Below are 18,166 nucleotides of genomic sequence, written 5' to 3'. Positions count from 1 at the left end.
GGATGCACCAAAATGAACCCGTGGTATGTGCATGCGCTTTGCCTAGAATGAAATCGCGCGGGGGACCGTCCGCGTTGCGCCGTGCCCCACGCGTACGTCTCTGACGCAACCTGCATCACGGAGCGCTAGCCGCGCCGGGAGAAACCCATGCCCAGTCCTCAAGGTTCATCGTCGTTCGAGGTAGCTATCGACGCCGGCACTTTTCACGTTTCACGGCCCGAAAATCATCAGCAGGTCATCGAGCAGTTGCGTGAGCACAAGATCCAGATCGTCGACCTCAAGTTCACCGATCTGCCTGGCCTCTGGCAGCACTTCTCCATCACGCTGCCCGAGGTCCACGAAGGCCTGTTCACCAACGGGATCGGCTTCGACGGCTCATCGATTCGCGGCTTCCAGGAAATTCAGGAATCCGACATGCTTCTGAAGCCCGATCCAACGACCGCGTTCATCGATCCGGTGGGCGAAACGCCCACGCTCTCGATGATCTGCGACGTGGTCGATCCGGTGCTGCATCAGCCATACTCGCGCGATCCGCGCTACGTCGCGAAGAAGGCCGAAGCGTACCTGCAGCAGACCGGAATCGCAACGACGTGCTACTTCGGGCCCGAACTCGAGTTCTTCATATTCGATTCGATCCGTTTCGGGCAGGACGCCCACAGCGGCTACTACTATGTCGAATCCGCCGAAGGCGACTGGAACACGGGCCGCGACGAAGGCGCGTATGGCGGCGGCAACCTCGGCTACAAGCCGCGTTACAAGGAAGGCTATTTCCCGGTTCCGCCGCACGATACGCTGCAGGATATCCGCTCGACGATCGTGCTGTTGCTTCAGCAGGCCGGCGTGCAAGTGGAAGTGCATCACCATGAGGTGGCGACCGCGGGACAAAACGAAATCGACATGCGCTTTTCCTCGCTCACGCGCATGGCCGACAACGTGATGATCTACAAGTACATCTGCAAAAACGTGGCTCGCCAGCGCGGCAAGGTGGCGACGTTCATGCCGAAGCCGCTCTTCGCCGACAACGCGAGCGGCATGCACTGCCACCAGAGCCTGTGGAAGGACAACGAGAATCTGTTCTACGACGCAAACGGCTGGGCGCTCACATCGAGCCTTTGCCGCTGGTACATTGGCGGCCTGCTCAAGCACGCGCCGGCACTGATGGCGTTCTGCGCGCCCACCACGAACTCGTATAAGCGTCTCGTGCCCGGCTACGAAGCGCCGGTGAATCTGGCGATGTCGCAACGCAACCGCTCGGCGGCCGCGCGCATTCCGATGTACTCCGATTCGCCGAACGCGCGCCGCGTCGAGTTCCGGTGTCCCGATCCGTCGGCCAATGCCTACCTCGCATTCGCCGCGATGCTGATGGCCGGACTCGACGGCATCGAAAACAAGATGGACCCCGGCGATCCGCTCGACGTCAACATCTACGACCTGCCGCCCGAGAAAGCGAAGAACGTCCGCCAGGTGCCGGGTTCGCTCGATGAATCGCTCAATGCGCTCGAGGCGGATAACGAGTTTCTGCGCAGAGGCGATGTCTTCACCGAAGACGTGATCGACACGTGGCTCGAGTACAAGCGCAAGCATGAGATCGAAGCGGTCAGGCTACGGCCGCATCCATGGGAGTTCTATCTGTACTTCGACATTTGATGCTGCATTGGCGTTAATGCGCCTGAGGCTGTAAGCGAAACGGCCCGCTCGATGAAGCGGGCCGTCGTCGCGTGAATGCGGCCCGTGTGGGCCGAGCTCACCCCATATTACTGATGCGCGTAGATCGGACCAAGGCCGGGGATGTCGTGCTGGGCCGAAGCCGTAGCACCACCCGCCGCCGACGAACCGGCCACCGAGCCGCCATACGCCGAAGCCGCTGCGCCGTTCTGCGCACCCACGCGCGCCTCGGCAGCCTGGATGTTCTGCGGGTAGTTCGTGTAGTCGGCAGACGGGTTGTAGCCCGCCTTTTCGAGTTGCACCAGTTCCGCGCGGACCTGGGCACGCGTGAGCGGCGCGCTGGACTGAGCGAACGAAGCAACGGGCACGGCAACAACAGCGGCGACGATCAGCGACTTGATGAGATTCATGGTATCCACCTTCAGGCAAAAGAGTTGGTCCGGGCCACGGTTGCGTGGCACGTGCATCCAGTCGCCTCGAAGTCTGCTTTGCGACACCGCCGACTGGCATGGACGTATTTGAAACCCCGGACGTATCCCGCTTGTTTCCGCGCCCCCCGGCTTTTGCAAGCCTGTTTGTCTCTTTGCGCGGTGGATACACAACGATACAAACCGCCGAAAGCGCGGTGCGTGCGCCTTAGCCGCCGGCTTGCGCCGCGCTGCCGCTCAACTCGCGCAGCGACGCGCCATTGGGGCGCAAACGCAGGCTCGGGTCGATCCGCCGCCACGGCAGGTCGGCGGGGTCGGCGGCCATCGGGCCCGGCGCCTTCGCCACGAGATGGGCGGCCGCGATCGCATCGAAATCGGCGCGATAGTGAACCGAACTCTTGTTGACGAGAATCTTCATGCGCTCGGGCTCGATGCCGGCCACGCGGTAGAGATTGCGATCGAAAATCTGCATCTTGACCGAGCTGACAGCAATCCTCACGCCTTCGATGCGCAGGCACGCCACGGGCCCGATCTCCGTCCACATGCCGTTCATCATCGGGCCGTCGAAGCGCACCCGCCCGTCGGCCAGATGCTCCACCACGAAGCGCCCCGCCAGCGGCGCGTCGCCGGGCACGTCCGAGCCGCCCGCAAGCTCGATGTCGATCGTCGCGCCCACGCCCGCCTCATGCGCCTTCGCAGCCGCTTGCGGGTCCCAGATGAGGCCCACCGCTGCGTCTCGCGCACCTTGACGCAACAGCGCGCGCACGAGCCCCATCGTGTTCGAATCGCCGCCCGCGCCCGGGTTGTCCTGCGTATCGGCGATCACGACAGGCTGCGTGGCGTGTTCGGCAAGCCGAATGGCTTCGCGCACGGCGGCGTCGGGGTCGAGAAATTGGACTTCCCAGTCGCGCTCCTGCGCGATGATGCCCGAGGCCAGCGCATCCACGGCGGCCGTCACGGCGGCTTCGTCGAATCCGTAGCCCCACACGGCCGGACCGCATTCGGGGAAATCGGAAGCCGGAAAGCCTGGCGCGAACGACAGCGAGACGATCGAATCGCGCTCCAGTGCAGCAAGGCACTCATAGGCGCCACGCGCCGGCTCGGCGAGCGTGCACATGCCATTCACGGGAATCAGGAACGGAATGCGGCGCACGACGCACTTGAGCGCGCCAGCGCGCGCCTGAACGAGACGCATGAGGAGATGCGCGGCGCGCTCGCCCGTCTCGGCCATGTCGACGTGCGGATAGGTGCGGTATGCAACCATGGCGTCCGCGTGCGCGAACATTTGACCGGTCACGTTCGCGTGCAGATCGAGCGAAACCACCACGGGCATGTCGCGGCCCACGACCGCCCGCACGCGCGCGAGCAGTTCGCCTTCGCCATCGTCGAGATGCTCGGCCACCATCGCGCCGTGCAGATCGAGATAGATCGCGTCGTAGCCGCCGCGCCGGACCGCATCGACGATTTCCCCGGCAATGCGCTCATAGGCGTCTTCGGTCACGTGCGCGGAAGCGCTCGCCCCCGCCCAGATCACCGGCACGAGCGTATGGCCCGCCGCTTGCGCCGCCTGAATGAAGCCGCCGGCGGGGACGTTCACGTCGCGCAGCGAGAGCACGTCTTCGCCGCGTTTGAGCGGCGGGAAGCCCTCGCCCTGGACGAAACTCTGCCAGCTCGCCTTGGTGGGCGCGAACGTGTTGGTTTCGTGCTGGAAGCCAGCGATCAGAATCTTCATTTCCTCTTGCCCCATTTACATAGGAAACCTGATCAAACGGATTTCGTGTCGGGCCGCGCGAGCGCAGCGTTTCTCGAGGATTCTGCGCTCCCGAGCCTGATCGAAAGAATCAGCAGCGCGGCGAGCATCGACACGCCTCCCAGCACCAGCAGCGCGGGCTGTACGCTGCCGGATGCCGTCTTGATCCAGCCGATGGCCGCCGGCCCCCAGAAGCCGCCGGAAAGCCCGATGGTGTTGATGAGCGCAATGCCGCCCGCTGCGGCCGGGCCCTTGATGTACTCGGGCGGAATCGCCCAGAAGACCGTATAGGCCATCCACAGCGCCATCGTCACGAGCGTGAGCAGCGCGAGCGAAAGGGCCAGGTGATTGCCCGCGCCGGCGCACGCCGCGAGCAGCAGCGCCGCGCCGGCCGCCGGCACCGCGCAGTGAAAGCGCCGCTCGCCGAGCCGGTCCGAACGCCGGCCCATATAGACCATGCCGAACGCCGCCGCGACATACGGAATCGACGTGTACCAGCCGAGCGTGATGAGATTGCTCACGCCCTGCGCCTTGAGGATGGCGGGCAGCCAGAAGCTGATGGCGTAGATCGACGCAATGATGCAGAAGTAGGCGAACGCCAGCACGTAGACCTTGCGGTCGCGCAGCACCTTGCCGAACGACGTGGCGTGCGCATCGGCCACGCCCACTTCCGCTTCGATCTGCTGCCTTTGCGCTTCGCTGAGCCACGATGCGTCCGCCGGACGGTCGGGCAGGTAGAGGAACGTCGCAATACCGAGCACGATGCACGGCAGCCCTTCCACGAGAAACATCCATTGCCAGCCCGCGAGCCCCGCCTTGCCTGCGAGCGAACTCATGATCGCCGCGGAAACCGGGCCACCGACAATGCCACCTATCGGGCCGGCCAGAAACACCATCGCAATGGCGCGCGCCATGCGCGAGGGGCCGTACCAGCGCGACAGGTAGAAGATCATGCCCGGCGCGAAGCCGGCTTCGAACACGCCCAGCAGGAAGCGCATGGCGTAGAACGCGGGCACGCTGCGCACGAACAGCATGCAGGCCGACGTGATGCCCCACAGCACCAGAATGCGCCCGAACGTCTTGCGCGCGCCGATGCGCGGCAGCAGCAGATTGCTCGGCAACTCGAACAGCACATAGCCGATGAAGAAAATGCCGGCGCCCACGCCGTAGGCGGCATCCGAGAAGCCGAGATCGGTCTGCATCTGCAGCTTCGCGAAGCCGACGTTGACACGGTCGAGGTAAGCGAACAAATAGCAGATGAGCAGAAATGGCAGCAAACGCGCGTTTATCCTGCTGTAGAGCGCCGTAGCGTCGCCTCTTCGTGCGGTGGGCGCGGGGGGAAGAATGGCCGCCATGTCTGTCTCCGGTTGGTTGGTTTGGGCGTCATGCGCACCGCCATCGTGACCAGGGCAATTCTCTCTAGCAAGAGCAACAAAGTTCACATATCGTTCGCGTTCAGGCAACGATCCATTTTTATAAAGGGGGCGCGATGCGCGAAATCAATCAGCAGCGGCTGCGCTATTTCCACGAAGTGCTTGCCCACGGCACGATCCGCGGCGCCGCGGACAGCCTGAATACCTCGCCCTCGGTCATCACGCGGCAAATCAAGCTGCTGGAAGACGAACTGGGTGCGCAACTGTTCGAGCGCCAGGCGCGCGGCGTGAGGCCCACCGAAGCCGCGGCGCATCTTCTGGAGTTCTGGCGCGGCTATCGCGCGCAGCAGGAAAAGCTGGAGGACCAGTTGCACGCGTTGCGCGGGCTCCAGCAAGGCCGCGTGGATCTGGCCGTGAGCGAGGGCTACGTGGATGCGCTCATCGCCGAAGTCATTGCGCCGTTCTGTGCGCAGTATCCGAAGCTCGATATCGGCCTCACGATCCTGCCGGTGGACGACGTGCTCAACGAAGTCGCCGAAAGCCGCGCGCATATCGGCCTCGCGTTCAATCCGCCGCCGCATGAGCGCATCGAATATCGCGCGAGTTCCGCGCAACCCGTGGTGCTGCTCGTGCGCCGCGACCATCCGCTCGCGGTGCGCGGCACACCCGCCACGCTCGACGACCTGCTCGCGTGGCCGCTTGCGTTGATGCCCGGCACGTTCGGCATCGGGCATCTCGCGAAGATGCTCGCGTTCGCCGAGAACGTCGAGATCCGCGCGACGCTCACCACCAATTCGCTCACGGCGCTCAAGCGTTTTGTCGCGGTCGAAAACTTCGCGACGCTGATTGGCGAGTTCGCGGCCTCGCGCGAGATCGAGGCCGGCGAACTCGTGACCGTGCCGATCGATCACGCGCTCTTTCGGGGCACGAATGCCCGCGTGCTCGTGAAGTCGGGGCGGCCGCTCGTCGCGGCGGCGCACGAACTGCTCAACTGGATCCTGCAGCGCATGACGATGTTCGAGGCCGCGCGCAAGGGGGAATTGGCGGAATGACGCGGATGCCGCGCTGGAAGCGCGCCGCGTTGGCCTCGGGCTGTGTGTATGCCGGCGGGGCTTGCTGCGGCGGGTTATGGCCGATGCGGCCCGTCACGACGCGGTGCTCGTATTTGCCGGTGTGCTTGCTCGCGTAGACGCTGGGCGGCGTGTGCGGCGCACCGTTCGCGCCGACTTCGAGGGTGATCGCGCGCATGCCGATGGTTGGCCCCGGAACGAGCCGCCTGCAAATATCCACGGGCAAGGCTTCAAACCCAGCCCCCGCGCATCTTCACGTCACCTCAAAAACGTTCTCTCTATACTGGCCCGCGTGTCGTCCCCGCCTCCTTGCGTAACGCGCGGGTGCGTGGGTGCCGGTACGCTTCCGTATCCGCATCGCCCCCTCCCCGGATGCCGTCGCGAACGTCTGCGTATGCAGTCATGCCGGCGCGTCGGCGTCTGTTCGCACCGTGATCCGTCTGTAGTTCGAAACAGGAGAGTTTCTGATGAGCACATTCACCGCACGCGATGGCACGTCGATCTACTACAAGGATTGGGGCAGCGGCCGGCCCGTCGTTTTCTCCCACGGCTGGCCGCTTAGCGCCGACGCGTGGGACGCGCAAATGCTCTTCCTCGTGCAGAACGGCTTTCGCACGATCGCGCACGACCGCCGCGGCCACGGCCGCTCCGACCAGCCCGCGAAGGGCAACGACATGGATACCTGGGCCGACGACCTCGCGGAGCTGCTCGACAAGCTCGACGTGAAGGACGCCACGCTCGTCGGCCACTCCACGGGCGGCGGCGAAGTCGCGCACTATATCGGCCGCCACGGCACGAAGCGGGTGGCCGGCGCGGTGCTGATCGGCGCGGTGCCGCCCATCATGATCAAGAGCGAAAAGAATCCGGGCGGCCTGCCCAAGGATGTCTTCGACGGCATCCGCAAGGGCGTGGTCGACAATCGCTCGCAGTTCTTCAAGGATCTCGCCGTGCCGTTCTACGGCTTCAACCGCAGCGGCGCAAAGGTTTCGCAGGGGACGATCGACTCGTTCTGGCTGCAGGGCATGTGGGGCGGCATCCTCGCGCTGCATGAGTGCGTGCACGAGTTCTCCGAAGTCGACTACACCGAAGACCTCAAGAAAATCGACGTGCCCACGCTCATCCTGCACGGCGACGACGACCAGATCGTGCCGATCGACGATTCCGGCAAGCTCTCCGCGAAGATCGTCAAGGACGCGACGCTCAAGATCTACCCGGGCGGCCCGCACGGCATGTGCACGACGATGGCCGACCAGGTCAACGCCGATCTGCTCGCGTTCCTGAACCGCAAGTAACCGCGTAGCTCGCGGCGTGCCGCTTCAGCGCGAGCACGCCGCCAGCGCCTCCACGTACCGAGCCTGCCACGCAGGGTCTTGCCCGAACGCCGCGATGTCCGCGTGCAGGTCACTGGCCCAGGCCGCCATGCACGCGCGCCGGTTCGCTTCCACGGCGCGCGGCATCACAAGCACGGCCGCTACCACCGCGCTCACCGCCAGCGCGGTAATCGCCAGGCCGGTCGCCCAACGCCAGCCCTCGCCGCTTGCTGCCTTTGCACACGAGCATGTCGAAGCCGCTTCGTTCATCGCATTTCTCCTTATTGATTAGCAAGACAATCATTCGGGCGCAAAAACAGACGTGAAGGCATCACGCGAGTCCCTTGCGGATCTTGCGCATGCCTGTAACCGTCGATTCGAACAGGTCGGAGCCCACTTGCGCGCGCAGGCGGCGCGCGACATCGGCGCTCGCGCCATTGATCGGCCCGTCGAGCGCCTTGCCGCTCGGCGTGGGAAAGAGTCCCCACTCGCGGCCGTCGGCCTCGCCCTGGCGGCGCTCGAGCAGGTCCTTCTCGCACAGGCTGTCTACGAGCCGTGTAGCCGTGGGCCGCGCAATGCCAAGCGTTTGCGCAACATCGCTCGCAAGGCACCCCGGCTTCGCGAGCACGACGCGCAGCACGAAGCCCTGCGCAGGCGTGAGGCCGAACGGCGCATAGGCGGCGCTCCACTCGCGCTCGACCAGCCGCGCGAGCGCCGACGAATTGAAATAAAGGCAATGATCGAACATGGCGTCATGAAAGCACGAATTGATTAGCAAGGCAATTGTTATCGCAACCTTATGCCGATCAAAAGCCGCGCACCAATCAGGTGCCTATATCCCACTATTCAACCAGGAGAATCAGCCCTGAAAAGACCTCGACTCGCAAAAACTCTTCTATAAGACTGCCCGATTCACCCCTCTTTTTACAAGGGTCTTTACCAGCTTGACAAATAATCGAGGGCACGAACAAGAAAGCACCCGAGATGCGGCCAGATCGCCCGTAACGACCCGCTAAGCCTTACACAGCGGGGCCTCGGAGCGGAAACGCTTTCAGCGCGCGGCCGTCCGATCAACGCAAACGAGCCGCCTTCGTGCCCAATCGGCGCCGCGCAACGCGTTTCCACAATATGAAATTCATCGACAGTTCGGCCCCGGGCCGCCTCAAATTCAGGCAAAATCCATGTGTTTCGCCGACTGCGCGCAGCCGGTGGTGTTACCACCCCGTTTATTGATCCCGCCAAGAAGCCGATGAGCACCCAACCCACCATCATCTACACCCTGACCGATGAAGCGCCGCTGCTTGCCACCAGTGCGTTTCTGCCGATCATCCGCACCTTCGCTGCGCCGGCCGGCGTGAACGTCGAGACCAGCGATATTTCCGTGGCGGGCCGCATCCTCGGTGAATTCCCCGAATTCCTGACCGAGGAACAACGCGTGCCGGACAACCTGGCCGAACTCGGCCGTCTCACGCAGTTGCCGGAAACGAACATCATCAAGCTGCCGAACATCAGCGCATCGGTGCCGCAGCTCGTCGCCGCGATCAAGGAACTCCAGGGCAAGGGTTACAAGATCCCTGACTTCCCGGAAGATCCGAAGACCGACGAAGAAAAGGCAATCCAGAAGCGCTATTCGAAGTGCCTCGGCTCGGCAGTGAACCCGGTGCTGCGCGAAGGCAACTCGGACCGCCGCGCGCCGCTCGCGGTCAAGAACTACGCGAAGAAGCACCCGCACAGCATGGGCGAGTGGAGCATGGCTTCGCGCACCCACGTCGCGCACATGAAGCACGGCGACTTCTATCACGGCGAAAAGTCGATCACGAACGAAAAGGCGCGTGAAGTGCGCATGGAGCTCGTGACGAAGGGCGGCGAAACCATCGTCCTCAAGCCGAAGGTCGCGCTGCAGGCCGGCGAGATCGTCGACAGCATGTTCATGAGCAAGAAGCACCTGCTGGCCTTCTACGAAGAGCAGATGGAAGACGCGCGCAAGACCGGCGTCATGCTCTCGCTGCACGTGAAGGCGACCATGATGAAGGTTTCGCACCCCATCGTGTTCGGCCACGCCGTGAAGGTGTTCTACAAGGACGCGTTCGAAAAGCACGCAAAGCTCTTCGAAGAGCTCGGCGTGAACGTGAACAACGGCATGGTCGATCTCTACACGAAGATCGAATCGCTGCCGGAATCGAAGCGCGAAGAGGTGATCCGCGACCTGCACGCGTGCCACGAGCACCGTCCGTCGCTCGCGATGGTCGACTCGGCCAAGGGCATCTCGAACCTGCACGCACCGAACGACGTGATCGTCGACGCGTCGATGCCGGCCATGATCCGCGCAGGCGGCAAGATGTGGGGCGCCGACGGCCGTCCGGCCGATACGAAGTGCCTGATTCCGGAAAGCACGTTCGCGCGCATCTACCAGGAAATCATCAACTTCTGCAAGACCAACGGCGCATTCGACCCGCGCACGATGGGCACGGTGCCGAACGTCGGCCTGATGGCGCAGAAGGCTGAAGAGTACGGCTCGCACGACAAGACTTTCGAGATCCCGCAGGACGGCACGGCGCGCATCGTCGACAACGCCACGGGCGAAGTCATCGAAGCGCTCACGCAGGAAGTCGAGCAAGGCGACATCTGGCGCATGTGCCTCGTGAAGGACGCGCCGATCCGCGACTGGGTCAAGCTCGCCGTCACGCGCGCGAAGAACTCGGGTACGCCGGCCGTGTTCTGGCTCGACCCGTACCGTCCGCACGAAAACGAGCTGATCAAGAAGGTCGAAACATACCTGAAGGACTACGACCTGACCGGCCTCGACATCCAGATCATGTCGCAGGTTCGCGCAATGCGTTACACGCTCGAGCGCGTGATCCGCGGTCTGGACACGATCTCGGTCACCGGCAACATCCTGCGCGACTACCTGACCGACCTGTTCCCGATCATGGAGCTGGGCACGAGCGCGAAGATGCTCTCGATCGTTCCGCTGATGGCGGGCGGCGGCATGTACGAAACGGGCGCGGGCGGTTCGGCGCCGAAGCACGTGCAGCAGCTGGTTCAGGAAGACCACCTGCGCTGGGATTCGCTCGGCGAGTTCCTCGCGCTGGCCGTGTCGCTCGAAGACCTCGGCATCAAGACGAACAACGCGCGCGCCAAGCTGCTCGCGAAGACGCTCGACGCCGCCACCGGCAAGCTGCTCGACAACAACAAGGGCCCGTCGCCGAAGACCGGCGAGCTGGACAACCGCGGCAGCCAGTTCTATCTCGCGATGTACTGGGCCCAAGAGCTGGCCGCGCAGAAGGACGACGCGGAACTCGCGGCTCACTTCGCGCCGCTCGCCAAGGCGCTGGCCGAGAACGAGCAGACGATCGTCGCGGAACTGGCCGCAGTGCAAGGCAAGCCGGTCGACATCGGCGGCTACTACAAGCCGGACTTCGCGAAGCTCGCCGAAGTCATGCGTCCGAGCAAGACGTTCAACGCCGTGCTCGAAGCCGCAGCGAAGTAAGTTGATGGAACCTCCCCCCCGCGCCGCGTGGGGGAATGCGCTCCACCAAATGAATTGAGCCTCCCTTGGGAGGCTCGATTTTTTTTGCCCTTTGGTACCGCAGCACCACAGCGCCGTAGCGAAGTCGCGCCGCAAGGCACAACGGAACGGCTGGCGAACCGGAAGCGGGCGTGCTGCCCGCCCCCGTTTTTCAGGCTCAGTCGTCCAGCAGCGAGAGGTCGCGCACGGCGCCCTTGTCAGCCGACATCACCAGCTTCGCGTACGCCTTGAGCGCCGCCGACACCTTGCGGGGACGCGGCTTCGCCGGCTTCCAGCCCCGGGCGTTCTGCTCTTCGCGGCGGCGCGCCAGTTCTTCGTCGGAGACCAGCACGTTGATCGTGCGGTTGGGAATGTCGATGCGGATTTTGTCGCCGTCGCGCACGAGGCCAATGGCGCCGCCGGCTGCCGCCTCGGGCGAGCAGTGTCCGATCGACAGGCCCGAAGTGCCGCCCGAGAAGCGGCCGTCGGTCAGCAGCGCGCACGCCTTGCCGAGGCCCTTGGACTTGATGTAGCTCGTCGGGTACAGCATTTCCTGCATGCCAGGGCCGCCGCGCGGGCCTTCGTAGCGCACGATCACCACGTCGCCGGCCTTGACCTTGTCGGCGAGGATGTTTTCCACCGCTTCGTCCTGCGACTCGGTCACGTGTGCCGTGCCTTCGAACACGAGGATGCTGTCGTCCACGCCCGCGGTCTTCACCACGCAGCCGTTGAGCGCGATGTTGCCGGTCAGCACCGCGAGGCCGCCTTCCTTCGAGAACGCGTGCTCATAGGAGCGGATGCAGCCTTCGGCGCGGTCGAGATCGAGGCTCGGCCAGCGCGTGTTCTGGCTGAACGCCACCTGGCTGGGGACGCCGGCCGGCCCGGCCAGGTAGAACTGCTTGACGGCATCGCTCTGCGTGCGGGTGATGTCCCACTGTTCGAGCGCGTCCTTGAGCGTGGGCGCGTGCACGGTGGGCACGTCGGTGTGCAGCTTGCCCGCGCGCTCCAGCTCCCCGAGGATCGCCATGATGCCGCCCGCGCGGTGAACGTCTTCGATGTGGTACTTGTTCGTGTTGGGCGCGACCTTGCACAGCTGCGGCACGACGCGCGAAAGACGGTCGATGTCGTCCATCGTGAACTCGATGCCCGCCTCCTGCGCCACGGCCAGCAGGTGCAGGATGGTATTGGTCGAGCCGCCCATGGCGATGTCGAGCGTCATGGCGTTCTCGAACGCCTTGAAGCCCACCGAGCGCGGCAGCACGCGCTCGTCTTCCTGCTCGTAGTACTGGCGGGCCAGCTCGACAATGCGGCGGCCGGCGCGCTTGAAGAGCTGCTCGCGGTCCGCGTGCGTGGCCACCACCGTGCCGTTGCCCGGCAGCGAAAGGCCCAGCGCCTCGGTGAGGCAGTTCATCGAGTTGGCCGTGAACATGCCCGAGCACGAACCGCAGGTCGGGCAGGCGGAGCGCTCGACTTCGGCCACTTCGGCGTCGGAGTACTTGCTGTCCGCCGCGATCACCATGGCGTCGATCAGGTCGAGCTTCTTGACCTCGATAGCTTTGGTGACGGGGTTCGCGAGGCGCGTCTTGCCCGCTTCCATCGGGCCGCCGGAAACGAAGATCACCGGAATGTTCAGGCGCATGGCGGCCATCAGCATGCCCGGGGTGATCTTGTCGCAGTTCGAGATGCACACCATGGCGTCGGCGCAGTGCGCGTTGACCATGTATTCCACCGAATCCGCGATGATGTCGCGGCTCGGCAGCGAATACAACATGCCGTCGTGGCCCATGGCGATGCCGTCGTCGACGGCGATGGTGTTGAATTCCTTGGCCACGCCGCCCGCGGCTTCGATTTCGCGCGCAACGAGCTGGCCGAGATCCTTCAGGTGCACGTGGCCGGGCACGAACTGGGTGAACGAGTTGACGACCGCGATGATGGGCTTGGCAAAGTCTTCGTCTTTCATGCCGGTGGCGCGCCACAGGGAGCGCGCACCTGCCATGTTGCGGCCGGCGGTGGAGGTTTTGGAACGGTATGCGGGCATTGTGGTTGCAGAAGAAAAATCGCAGAAAGGAAGCGGGCCACGGGAATAAAGGCCCCACGCGCGCCCTTGCGAACAACCTCTTGAGCTGCGCTCTGGGCAAACCGCGCAATTATCCCACAGCCCGGCTGGCGCGTCCGCGCGCCCCCCAGGGTTCCCTGATCTTGCCAAAAGCGCTTGCGGAAAGCGCACGCCTGCACCAATACTGCTGCGTCAGACTCGCACGCAGCACCGAACGCCAACGCAAGACGATCAACGCGTGACGGAGAGAGCCATGTCCATGCAGAACATCAAGCACGTGGTCGTCGTGATGTTCGAAAACCGCTCGTTCGATACGATGCTGGGCGGCCTTTATGCCGATGGCACCGCGCCTGCGCATTTCCTGCCAGCCGCGAGCGCCGAGCAGCCGTTTGACGGGCTCAAGCCTGGCATGTGCAACCTGTCCAGCGCGGGCGCCTCGATTCCCGCGAGCGCACCGGCTTCCTCCTCCACGCTCCCCGACCCCGATCCGGAGGAAACCTTCGTGAACGTGCACGTTCAGTTGTTCGGCAAGGATGGCGTGTCGCCCATGTCGGGCTTCGTCCAGAACTACGAATCGACGAAGACGACGGACGCAACCCAGGTCATGCAGTGCCACAGCCCCGATCAACTGCAGGTGCTCTCGGCGCTAGCGCGCGCGTACGCCGTCTGCGACGCCTGGTTCGCCCCCGTGCCCAGCCAGACCTGGCCGAACCGCGCATTTGCCCACGCGGGCACCTCGAACGGCCACGTCGACAACGGCACACCACCCAACCCATTCCAGTGGGATGTGCCGACCATCTTCAACGTGCTGAGCAACGTGGGCGCGAGCTGGGCCGTGTACAGCGACGCGTGCGTCGCACCGTCGCTCACCCAGACCATGTTTCCGAAGCTATGGGGCGAGCAGTACGAGCCGAACTTCCAGCGCTTCAGCGCCTTCGTCTCGGCGTGTCAAAACAATACGCTGCCGCAGTATTCCTTCATCGAGCCGCGCTTCATGCTCGATCCCAACGATCAGCACCCGCCACACGATATCAACGCAGGCGAAAGCTTCCTCTATGACATCTGGAGCGCCGTGAGCACGTCGCCCGCGTGGACCGAAACGCTGCTCGTCATCACCTACGACGAGCACGGCGGCACCTACGATCACGTGCTGCCGCCCGCCAACGCCGTGCCTCCCGATACCGCCAGCAATCCCGGCGAGCAGAACTTCGGCTTCGACAGCTTCGGCGTGCGCGTGCCGGCCGTGGTGGTCTCGCCGTACATCGCGGCAGGCACCGTGTTCCGCTCACCCGGCGCCACGCCCTATGACCACACGTCGATCCTCGCCACACTGCGCGACTGGCTCGACATCGCGCCCGCCGCCATGCTGCCGAGCCAGCGCGTGGCGGCCGCGCCCACGCTCGCCCCGTTGCTCACGCTCGACACCGCCCGCACCGACCTGCCGGCAATCGCCGCGCCGCCGGCCACCGGCTTCGTCCCGACCAGTCTCACGCGCCCGCTGAACGACCTGCAAAAGAGCCTCGTGAGCGGCACGGCGCTGCGCTCGGGGCTCGACCCGGAGGCCACGCTCAATTCGACGCCAACCCGCCAGCACGCGGTGGACTTCTTCACCAACCTGTTTTCGTCGCCGCAATCCTGAGCGTTTCCTGAGCGTTTCCTGAGCGTTTCCTGAGCGTGCGCGAGCGGGCGAATCGCGCGTTGCCTCAGGTTTCGCCGAGTCCCTCTCTCGCGATCAGGTCGAGCAACACGGCCGAAAACGCGTTCGCGGCCAGCGTGGTCGATGCGCGCCGCCGCGTGAGCAGCGCGACGGTGCGCTGCGGGAGCGCCGGCGTCACGGGCAGTGCGACGAGCCCGCGATGCTCGCGCAGCACCGCAGACGGCAGCAGCGTGGCGAGCGTGCCATCCTTCACGAGCCTGAGCACCGTACTCACCGAGTTGGCCTGCACCATCACGCGCGGGCTCAGCTGGTGTGCGCGGAAATAGGCGTCGGCGAAACGGCGCACCACGAAGTCCGGGCTCAGTAGCGCAAGCGGCATCGCCTCCAGTTGCTGCGCGGTGACCGCCGTGCGCCGGCGCGCGAGCGGATGGCGCGAGGCCACGAGCAGCGCCATGTGCTCGGCAAAGAGCGGACGCACTTCGATTTCGTCGGAGCGCACATCGGTGAAGCCAATGCCGAGATCGAGCTCGTCGCGCTCGAGGCCGCCTTCGATATCCTCCAACGGCCGCTCGCTCACTTCGAGCGCGATGGCCGGGTGCGCTTCGCGAAAGCCTCGCAGCGCCGGGCCGATCAGATACTCGGCGAAGGTGGGCGTATAGGCGAGCCGCAGCAGGCCGCGCGTGAGGTCGCGCACCTCGTGCAGCGCGCGCTTGCCGGCGTCGAGATGCGCGAGCGCCTCGCGCGCGTGTTCGATATACACACGTCCGAACTCGGTGAGGCTGATGGCGCGGCCACTGCGGTCGAACAGCGCGCCGCCGAGATCGTTCTCGAGCTGACGGATCTGCTGCGAGAGCGCCGGTTGCGAGACGTGCAGCACTTCCGCTGCGCGCGTGAAATTCTTCAACTCCGCCACGGTGAGCACGTAGCGTATCGAGCGAAGCATCAAGGTGGCTGCCTCCGGATGTCTCCATAAGGCGCGCTTATCGTGACGATCCGAATATCGTCTTGGACGCCGGCGCACGCCCTGCGCAAAATGCATTGCGATGGGGGCAAGCGAAGCGCGGCAGGTGCGCGCCTCGCCCGCCGGGAGACCATTCTACCGGGGAGCAAACGGATGTTCGAGTCGATCGCGCTGAGCGTGGTGGCCGTGGGCGCAGGCGCATGCCTGACGTTCCTCGTCGCTATCCTCCTGCCGGAGCCCGTCGCCGCGAAGGCGGGGCGCGGCGGCCTCTATGCCGGGCTCGGCGACGAGGTTGAAGGCTTCGAGCATTCGAGCCATGCGCGCGCACGACGCATGCGCGCGCTCATGACACGGCGCGGGGACCGCCGCCCGACGAGGCTCCTGCCCGAAGGCGCGCCGAGCGCTATCAATAGACATCGCGCACGTAGCGCTTGTCCCGAGCGAGTGCACTGACGTAGTCATGCGCGGCCTCGCCGCTCATGCCGCCGTGCCCGCACACCACCTCCTTGAGCGCCGCGTCCACGTCCTTCGCCATGCGGCTCGCGTCACCGCACACGTAGAGGTGCGCCCCTTCCTGCAGCCACGCCCATAGCTGCGCGCCCTGCTCGCGCATGCGATCCTGCACGTAGACTTTCTCGCTCTGGTCGCGCGAAAACGCGAGATCGAGGCGGTCGAGGTGGCCGTCCTTGCGCATTTGCTCCAGTTCGTCGCGGTAGTAGAAGTCGGTGGCCGCGTGCTGCTCGCCGAAGAAGAGCCAGTTGCGGCCCGTGTCGCCGCGCGCCTGGCGCTCGTGCAGGAAGGCGCGGAAAGGCGCGACACCCGTGCCGGGGCCGACCATGATCATCGGCGCGTCGCCGTTGCGCGGCGGCCGGAAATGCGTGCTCTTCTGCACGAACACGGGCACGCTGCCCTCTTGCGCGCGGTCGGCAAGGAAGGTCGAGGCCACGCCCTTGCGCTCGCGGCGGCCGTTGCTGTAGCGCACCGCCGAAACGGTCAGATGCACTTCGCCTGCATGCGCCTTCGGGCTCGACGAAATCGAATAGAGCCGCGGCTGCAGGCGCTTGAGCATGCCGAGCAGTTCGGGCGCGTTCATGTCGACGGGATATTCGTGGAGCACGTCGGCAAGCTGCTGGCCCCAGAGCCAGTTGCGCAGATCGCCCTTGCGCGTCTCGTCGAGCATCTCGGCGAGGCCCCGGGAGCGCGTGCGCGAGGCGATGAAGGCCAGCGCATCGGCGTTGGGGCGCGCGATCTCGTAGTGCTTGCTGAGCGCCTCGCCGAGGCGCATCTCGCCCTGGCCGCTCACGGAAACCGGCGTGTCGGCGGCAAGGCGCGTGAGCCCGAGCAGTTCGTCCACCAGCGCGGGGCAGTTGGTGGGCCACACGCCCAGCGCGTCGCCCGCTTCGTAGTCGAGCCCCGCCTCGCCCGTCGCCAGCGAGAAGTAGCGCGTGTCCTTCGTCGCGCCTTGCATGTTCAGACGCACGTTTTTCAGCAGTTTCGAGACGGCCGGGCGCGCCTTCGTTGCGGCGCAGCCGGGCAGCACTTCGGGAATCGAGCCGTCGGCGGGCACCGCGTGCAGCGCCGCATCTTCTGCCTTGATGCGCACGACGATGCGATCGAGCCATGCATCGGCCGCGCTTTGATATTCGCTGTCGCAATCCACCCGCTCCATGAGACGCGTCGCGCCCAGCGCTTCGAGACGCGCGTCGAGCTTGCGGCCATGGGCGCAGAACTGGTCGTAGTTGCGGTCGCCCAGCGAAAGCACCGAGAAGCGCAGCGCCGCCAGACGCGGCGCACTCTCCACGGCGAGCGCGCTCCAGAACGCCGCGCCGTTGTCGGGCGCGTCGCCGTCGCCGAACGTGCTCGTCATCAGGAGTACGTACTGTGCCTTCGCGAGATTCGCAAGCGGGTAGTCCGCCATGCAGGCCGTACGGATCTCGAAGCCCGACTCCATCAGTTGCATCGCGTAGCGTTCGACGAGCGATTCGACGTTGCCTGTTTGCGAAGCCCACAACAGCACGACCTTCGGGCGCGTATGGGCGATACGCACGCCGTGCGGCTTGTCTTCCGGCGCGGCGAGCGCGGCACTGCGCGCGATGGGCTCCGCGCGGCTGAAGAGACCGGCCAGCAGGCCGTCGAGCCATACGCGCGTCTGCGCGGGAAACGGCGCATGCGCGGGCAGCACGGGCACGCCTGCGGGCTCGGTCGTCCTCAGCGAGCGCAGGCCGCCGACGAAGCCCGCGAGGTACTGGCGTTGCGCCTCGTCCAGCTCCGGCGCGGCGACGTCGTCGAGACCGAGCAGCGTCGAAAAGGCATCGATACAGGACATGTCGTGTTCCTGGAACAGGTTGGCGGCTTGCTGCGCGCTCGCTTCGAATGCGGCCGGGGCAA

At 65.2% G+C, this 18,166-nt stretch carries 14 protein-coding genes; 6 read left to right on the top strand and 8 right to left on the bottom strand.

Annotated elements, in window-relative coordinates; all coding sequences use genetic code 11:
* The first annotated feature begins 147 nt into the window (after positions 1-147).
* A complete protein-coding gene (gene glnA, locus VMJ11_RS31640; protein WP_325624908.1) occupies positions 148-1,647 on the top strand; it encodes a type I glutamate--ammonia ligase in 1,500 nt (499 codons plus the stop codon).
* 107 nt (positions 1,648-1,754) lie between these two features.
* On the opposite strand, the gene VMJ11_RS31635 is transcribed toward glnA, so the two are convergent.
* The 3 genes from VMJ11_RS31635 to VMJ11_RS31625 all read right to left on the bottom strand — a co-directional run bounded on the left by VMJ11_RS31635 (position 1,755) and on the right by VMJ11_RS31625 (position 5,198).
* Entirely contained in the window at positions 1,755-2,075 is a 321-nt protein-coding gene (locus tag VMJ11_RS31635; RefSeq protein WP_325624906.1) for a DUF4148 domain-containing protein, read from the bottom strand.
* A gap of 226 nt (positions 2,076-2,301) precedes the next feature.
* On the bottom strand, positions 2,302-3,825 hold the full coding sequence (locus VMJ11_RS31630) for a M81 family metallopeptidase (protein WP_325624904.1): 1,524 nt from the start codon (positions 3,823-3,825) through the stop codon (positions 2,302-2,304).
* Between the two features lie 32 nt (positions 3,826-3,857).
* On the bottom strand, positions 3,858-5,198 hold the full coding sequence (locus VMJ11_RS31625; RefSeq protein WP_325624903.1) for an MFS transporter: 1,341 nt from the start codon (positions 5,196-5,198) through the stop codon (positions 3,858-3,860).
* Between the two features lie 134 nt (positions 5,199-5,332).
* Here VMJ11_RS31625 and VMJ11_RS31620 point away from each other — a divergent pair, with 134 nt between their 5' ends.
* Both VMJ11_RS31620 and VMJ11_RS31615 read left to right on the top strand, forming a co-directional pair.
* On the top strand, positions 5,333-6,268 hold the full coding sequence (locus tag VMJ11_RS31620) for a LysR family transcriptional regulator (protein WP_325624901.1): 936 nt from the start codon (positions 5,333-5,335) through the stop codon (positions 6,266-6,268).
* A gap of 485 nt (positions 6,269-6,753) precedes the next feature.
* Positions 6,754-7,578: an alpha/beta hydrolase gene (locus VMJ11_RS31615; protein WP_325624899.1), complete on the top strand. Its 825-nt coding sequence runs from the start codon at positions 6,754-6,756 to the stop codon at positions 7,576-7,578.
* A 24-nt stretch (positions 7,579-7,602) separates the two neighbouring features.
* On the opposite strand, the gene VMJ11_RS31610 is transcribed toward VMJ11_RS31615, so the two are convergent.
* Complete coding sequence (locus VMJ11_RS31610; RefSeq protein ID WP_325624898.1) at positions 7,603-7,866, bottom strand: hypothetical protein; 264 nt, start codon at positions 7,864-7,866, stop codon at positions 7,603-7,605.
* A gap of 61 nt (positions 7,867-7,927) precedes the next feature.
* Positions 7,928-8,344: a MarR family winged helix-turn-helix transcriptional regulator gene (locus VMJ11_RS31605; protein ID WP_325624942.1), complete on the bottom strand. Its 417-nt coding sequence runs from the start codon at positions 8,342-8,344 to the stop codon at positions 7,928-7,930.
* Between the two features lie 501 nt (positions 8,345-8,845).
* Here VMJ11_RS31605 and VMJ11_RS31600 point away from each other — a divergent pair.
* Positions 8,846-11,086, top strand: a complete 2,241-nt coding sequence (locus VMJ11_RS31600) for an NADP-dependent isocitrate dehydrogenase (protein WP_325624896.1) — start codon at positions 8,846-8,848, stop codon at positions 11,084-11,086.
* 196 nt (positions 11,087-11,282) lie between these two features.
* Here the strand turns inward: VMJ11_RS31600 and ilvD are convergent, their stop codons facing one another.
* Complete coding sequence (gene ilvD / locus VMJ11_RS31595) at positions 11,283-13,142, bottom strand: dihydroxy-acid dehydratase (RefSeq protein WP_325624895.1); 1,860 nt, start codon at positions 13,140-13,142, stop codon at positions 11,283-11,285.
* A 271-nt stretch (positions 13,143-13,413) separates the two neighbouring features.
* Here ilvD and VMJ11_RS31590 point away from each other — a divergent pair, with 271 nt between their 5' ends.
* Complete coding sequence (locus VMJ11_RS31590; RefSeq protein WP_325624893.1) at positions 13,414-14,799, top strand: alkaline phosphatase family protein; 1,386 nt, start codon at positions 13,414-13,416, stop codon at positions 14,797-14,799.
* 64 nt (positions 14,800-14,863) lie between these two features.
* Here the strand turns inward: VMJ11_RS31590 and cynR are convergent, their stop codons facing one another.
* Positions 14,864-15,760, bottom strand: a complete 897-nt coding sequence (gene cynR, locus VMJ11_RS31585) for a transcriptional regulator CynR (protein ID WP_325624892.1) — start codon at positions 15,758-15,760, stop codon at positions 14,864-14,866.
* A 171-nt stretch (positions 15,761-15,931) separates the two neighbouring features.
* Here cynR and VMJ11_RS31580 point away from each other — a divergent pair, with 171 nt between their 5' ends.
* Positions 15,932-16,231, top strand: coding sequence for a hypothetical protein (locus VMJ11_RS31580; protein ID WP_325624890.1), 300 nt, complete (start codon positions 15,932-15,934; stop codon positions 16,229-16,231).
* Here VMJ11_RS31580 and VMJ11_RS31575 read toward each other — a convergent pair.
* A partial coding sequence (locus VMJ11_RS31575; RefSeq protein ID WP_325624888.1) for a diflavin oxidoreductase occupies positions 16,185-18,166 on the bottom strand: 1,982 nt, incomplete at its 5' end. The two genes, VMJ11_RS31580 and VMJ11_RS31575, sit on opposite strands and share 47 nt — an antisense overlap.

This window comes from Paraburkholderia sp. (assembly GCF_035501035.1).
Taxonomy (GTDB): domain Bacteria; phylum Pseudomonadota; class Gammaproteobacteria; order Burkholderiales; family Burkholderiaceae; genus Paraburkholderia.
The sequence above is the reverse complement of the archived record's forward strand: the minus strand, read 5'-3'. Positions and strand labels throughout refer to the sequence as shown.

Excerpts from the sequence above, each read along its gene's own strand:
- glnA (WP_325624908.1), top strand. The coding sequence starts at position 148 with ATGCCCAGTCCTCAAGGTTCATCGTCGTTCGAGGTAGCTATCGACGCC.
- VMJ11_RS31635 (WP_325624906.1), bottom strand. The coding sequence starts at position 2,075 with ATGAATCTCATCAAGTCGCTGATCGTCGCCGCTGTTGTTGCCGTGCCC.
- VMJ11_RS31630 (WP_325624904.1), bottom strand. The coding sequence starts at position 3,825 with ATGAAGATTCTGATCGCTGGCTTCCAGCACGAAACCAACACGTTCGCG.
- VMJ11_RS31625 (WP_325624903.1), bottom strand. The coding sequence starts at position 5,198 with ATGGCGGCCATTCTTCCCCCCGCGCCCACCGCACGAAGAGGCGACGCT.
- VMJ11_RS31620 (WP_325624901.1), top strand. The coding sequence starts at position 5,333 with ATGCGCGAAATCAATCAGCAGCGGCTGCGCTATTTCCACGAAGTGCTT.
- VMJ11_RS31615 (WP_325624899.1), top strand. The coding sequence starts at position 6,754 with ATGAGCACATTCACCGCACGCGATGGCACGTCGATCTACTACAAGGAT.
- VMJ11_RS31610 (WP_325624898.1), bottom strand. The coding sequence starts at position 7,866 with ATGAACGAAGCGGCTTCGACATGCTCGTGTGCAAAGGCAGCAAGCGGC.
- VMJ11_RS31605 (WP_325624942.1), bottom strand. The coding sequence starts at position 8,344 with ATGTTCGATCATTGCCTTTATTTCAATTCGTCGGCGCTCGCGCGGCTG.
- VMJ11_RS31600 (WP_325624896.1), top strand. The coding sequence starts at position 8,846 with ATGAGCACCCAACCCACCATCATCTACACCCTGACCGATGAAGCGCCG.
- ilvD (WP_325624895.1), bottom strand. The coding sequence starts at position 13,142 with ATGCCCGCATACCGTTCCAAAACCTCCACCGCCGGCCGCAACATGGCA.
- VMJ11_RS31590 (WP_325624893.1), top strand. The coding sequence starts at position 13,414 with ATGTCCATGCAGAACATCAAGCACGTGGTCGTCGTGATGTTCGAAAAC.
- cynR (WP_325624892.1), bottom strand. The coding sequence starts at position 15,760 with ATGCTTCGCTCGATACGCTACGTGCTCACCGTGGCGGAGTTGAAGAAT.
- VMJ11_RS31580 (WP_325624890.1), top strand. The coding sequence starts at position 15,932 with ATGTTCGAGTCGATCGCGCTGAGCGTGGTGGCCGTGGGCGCAGGCGCA.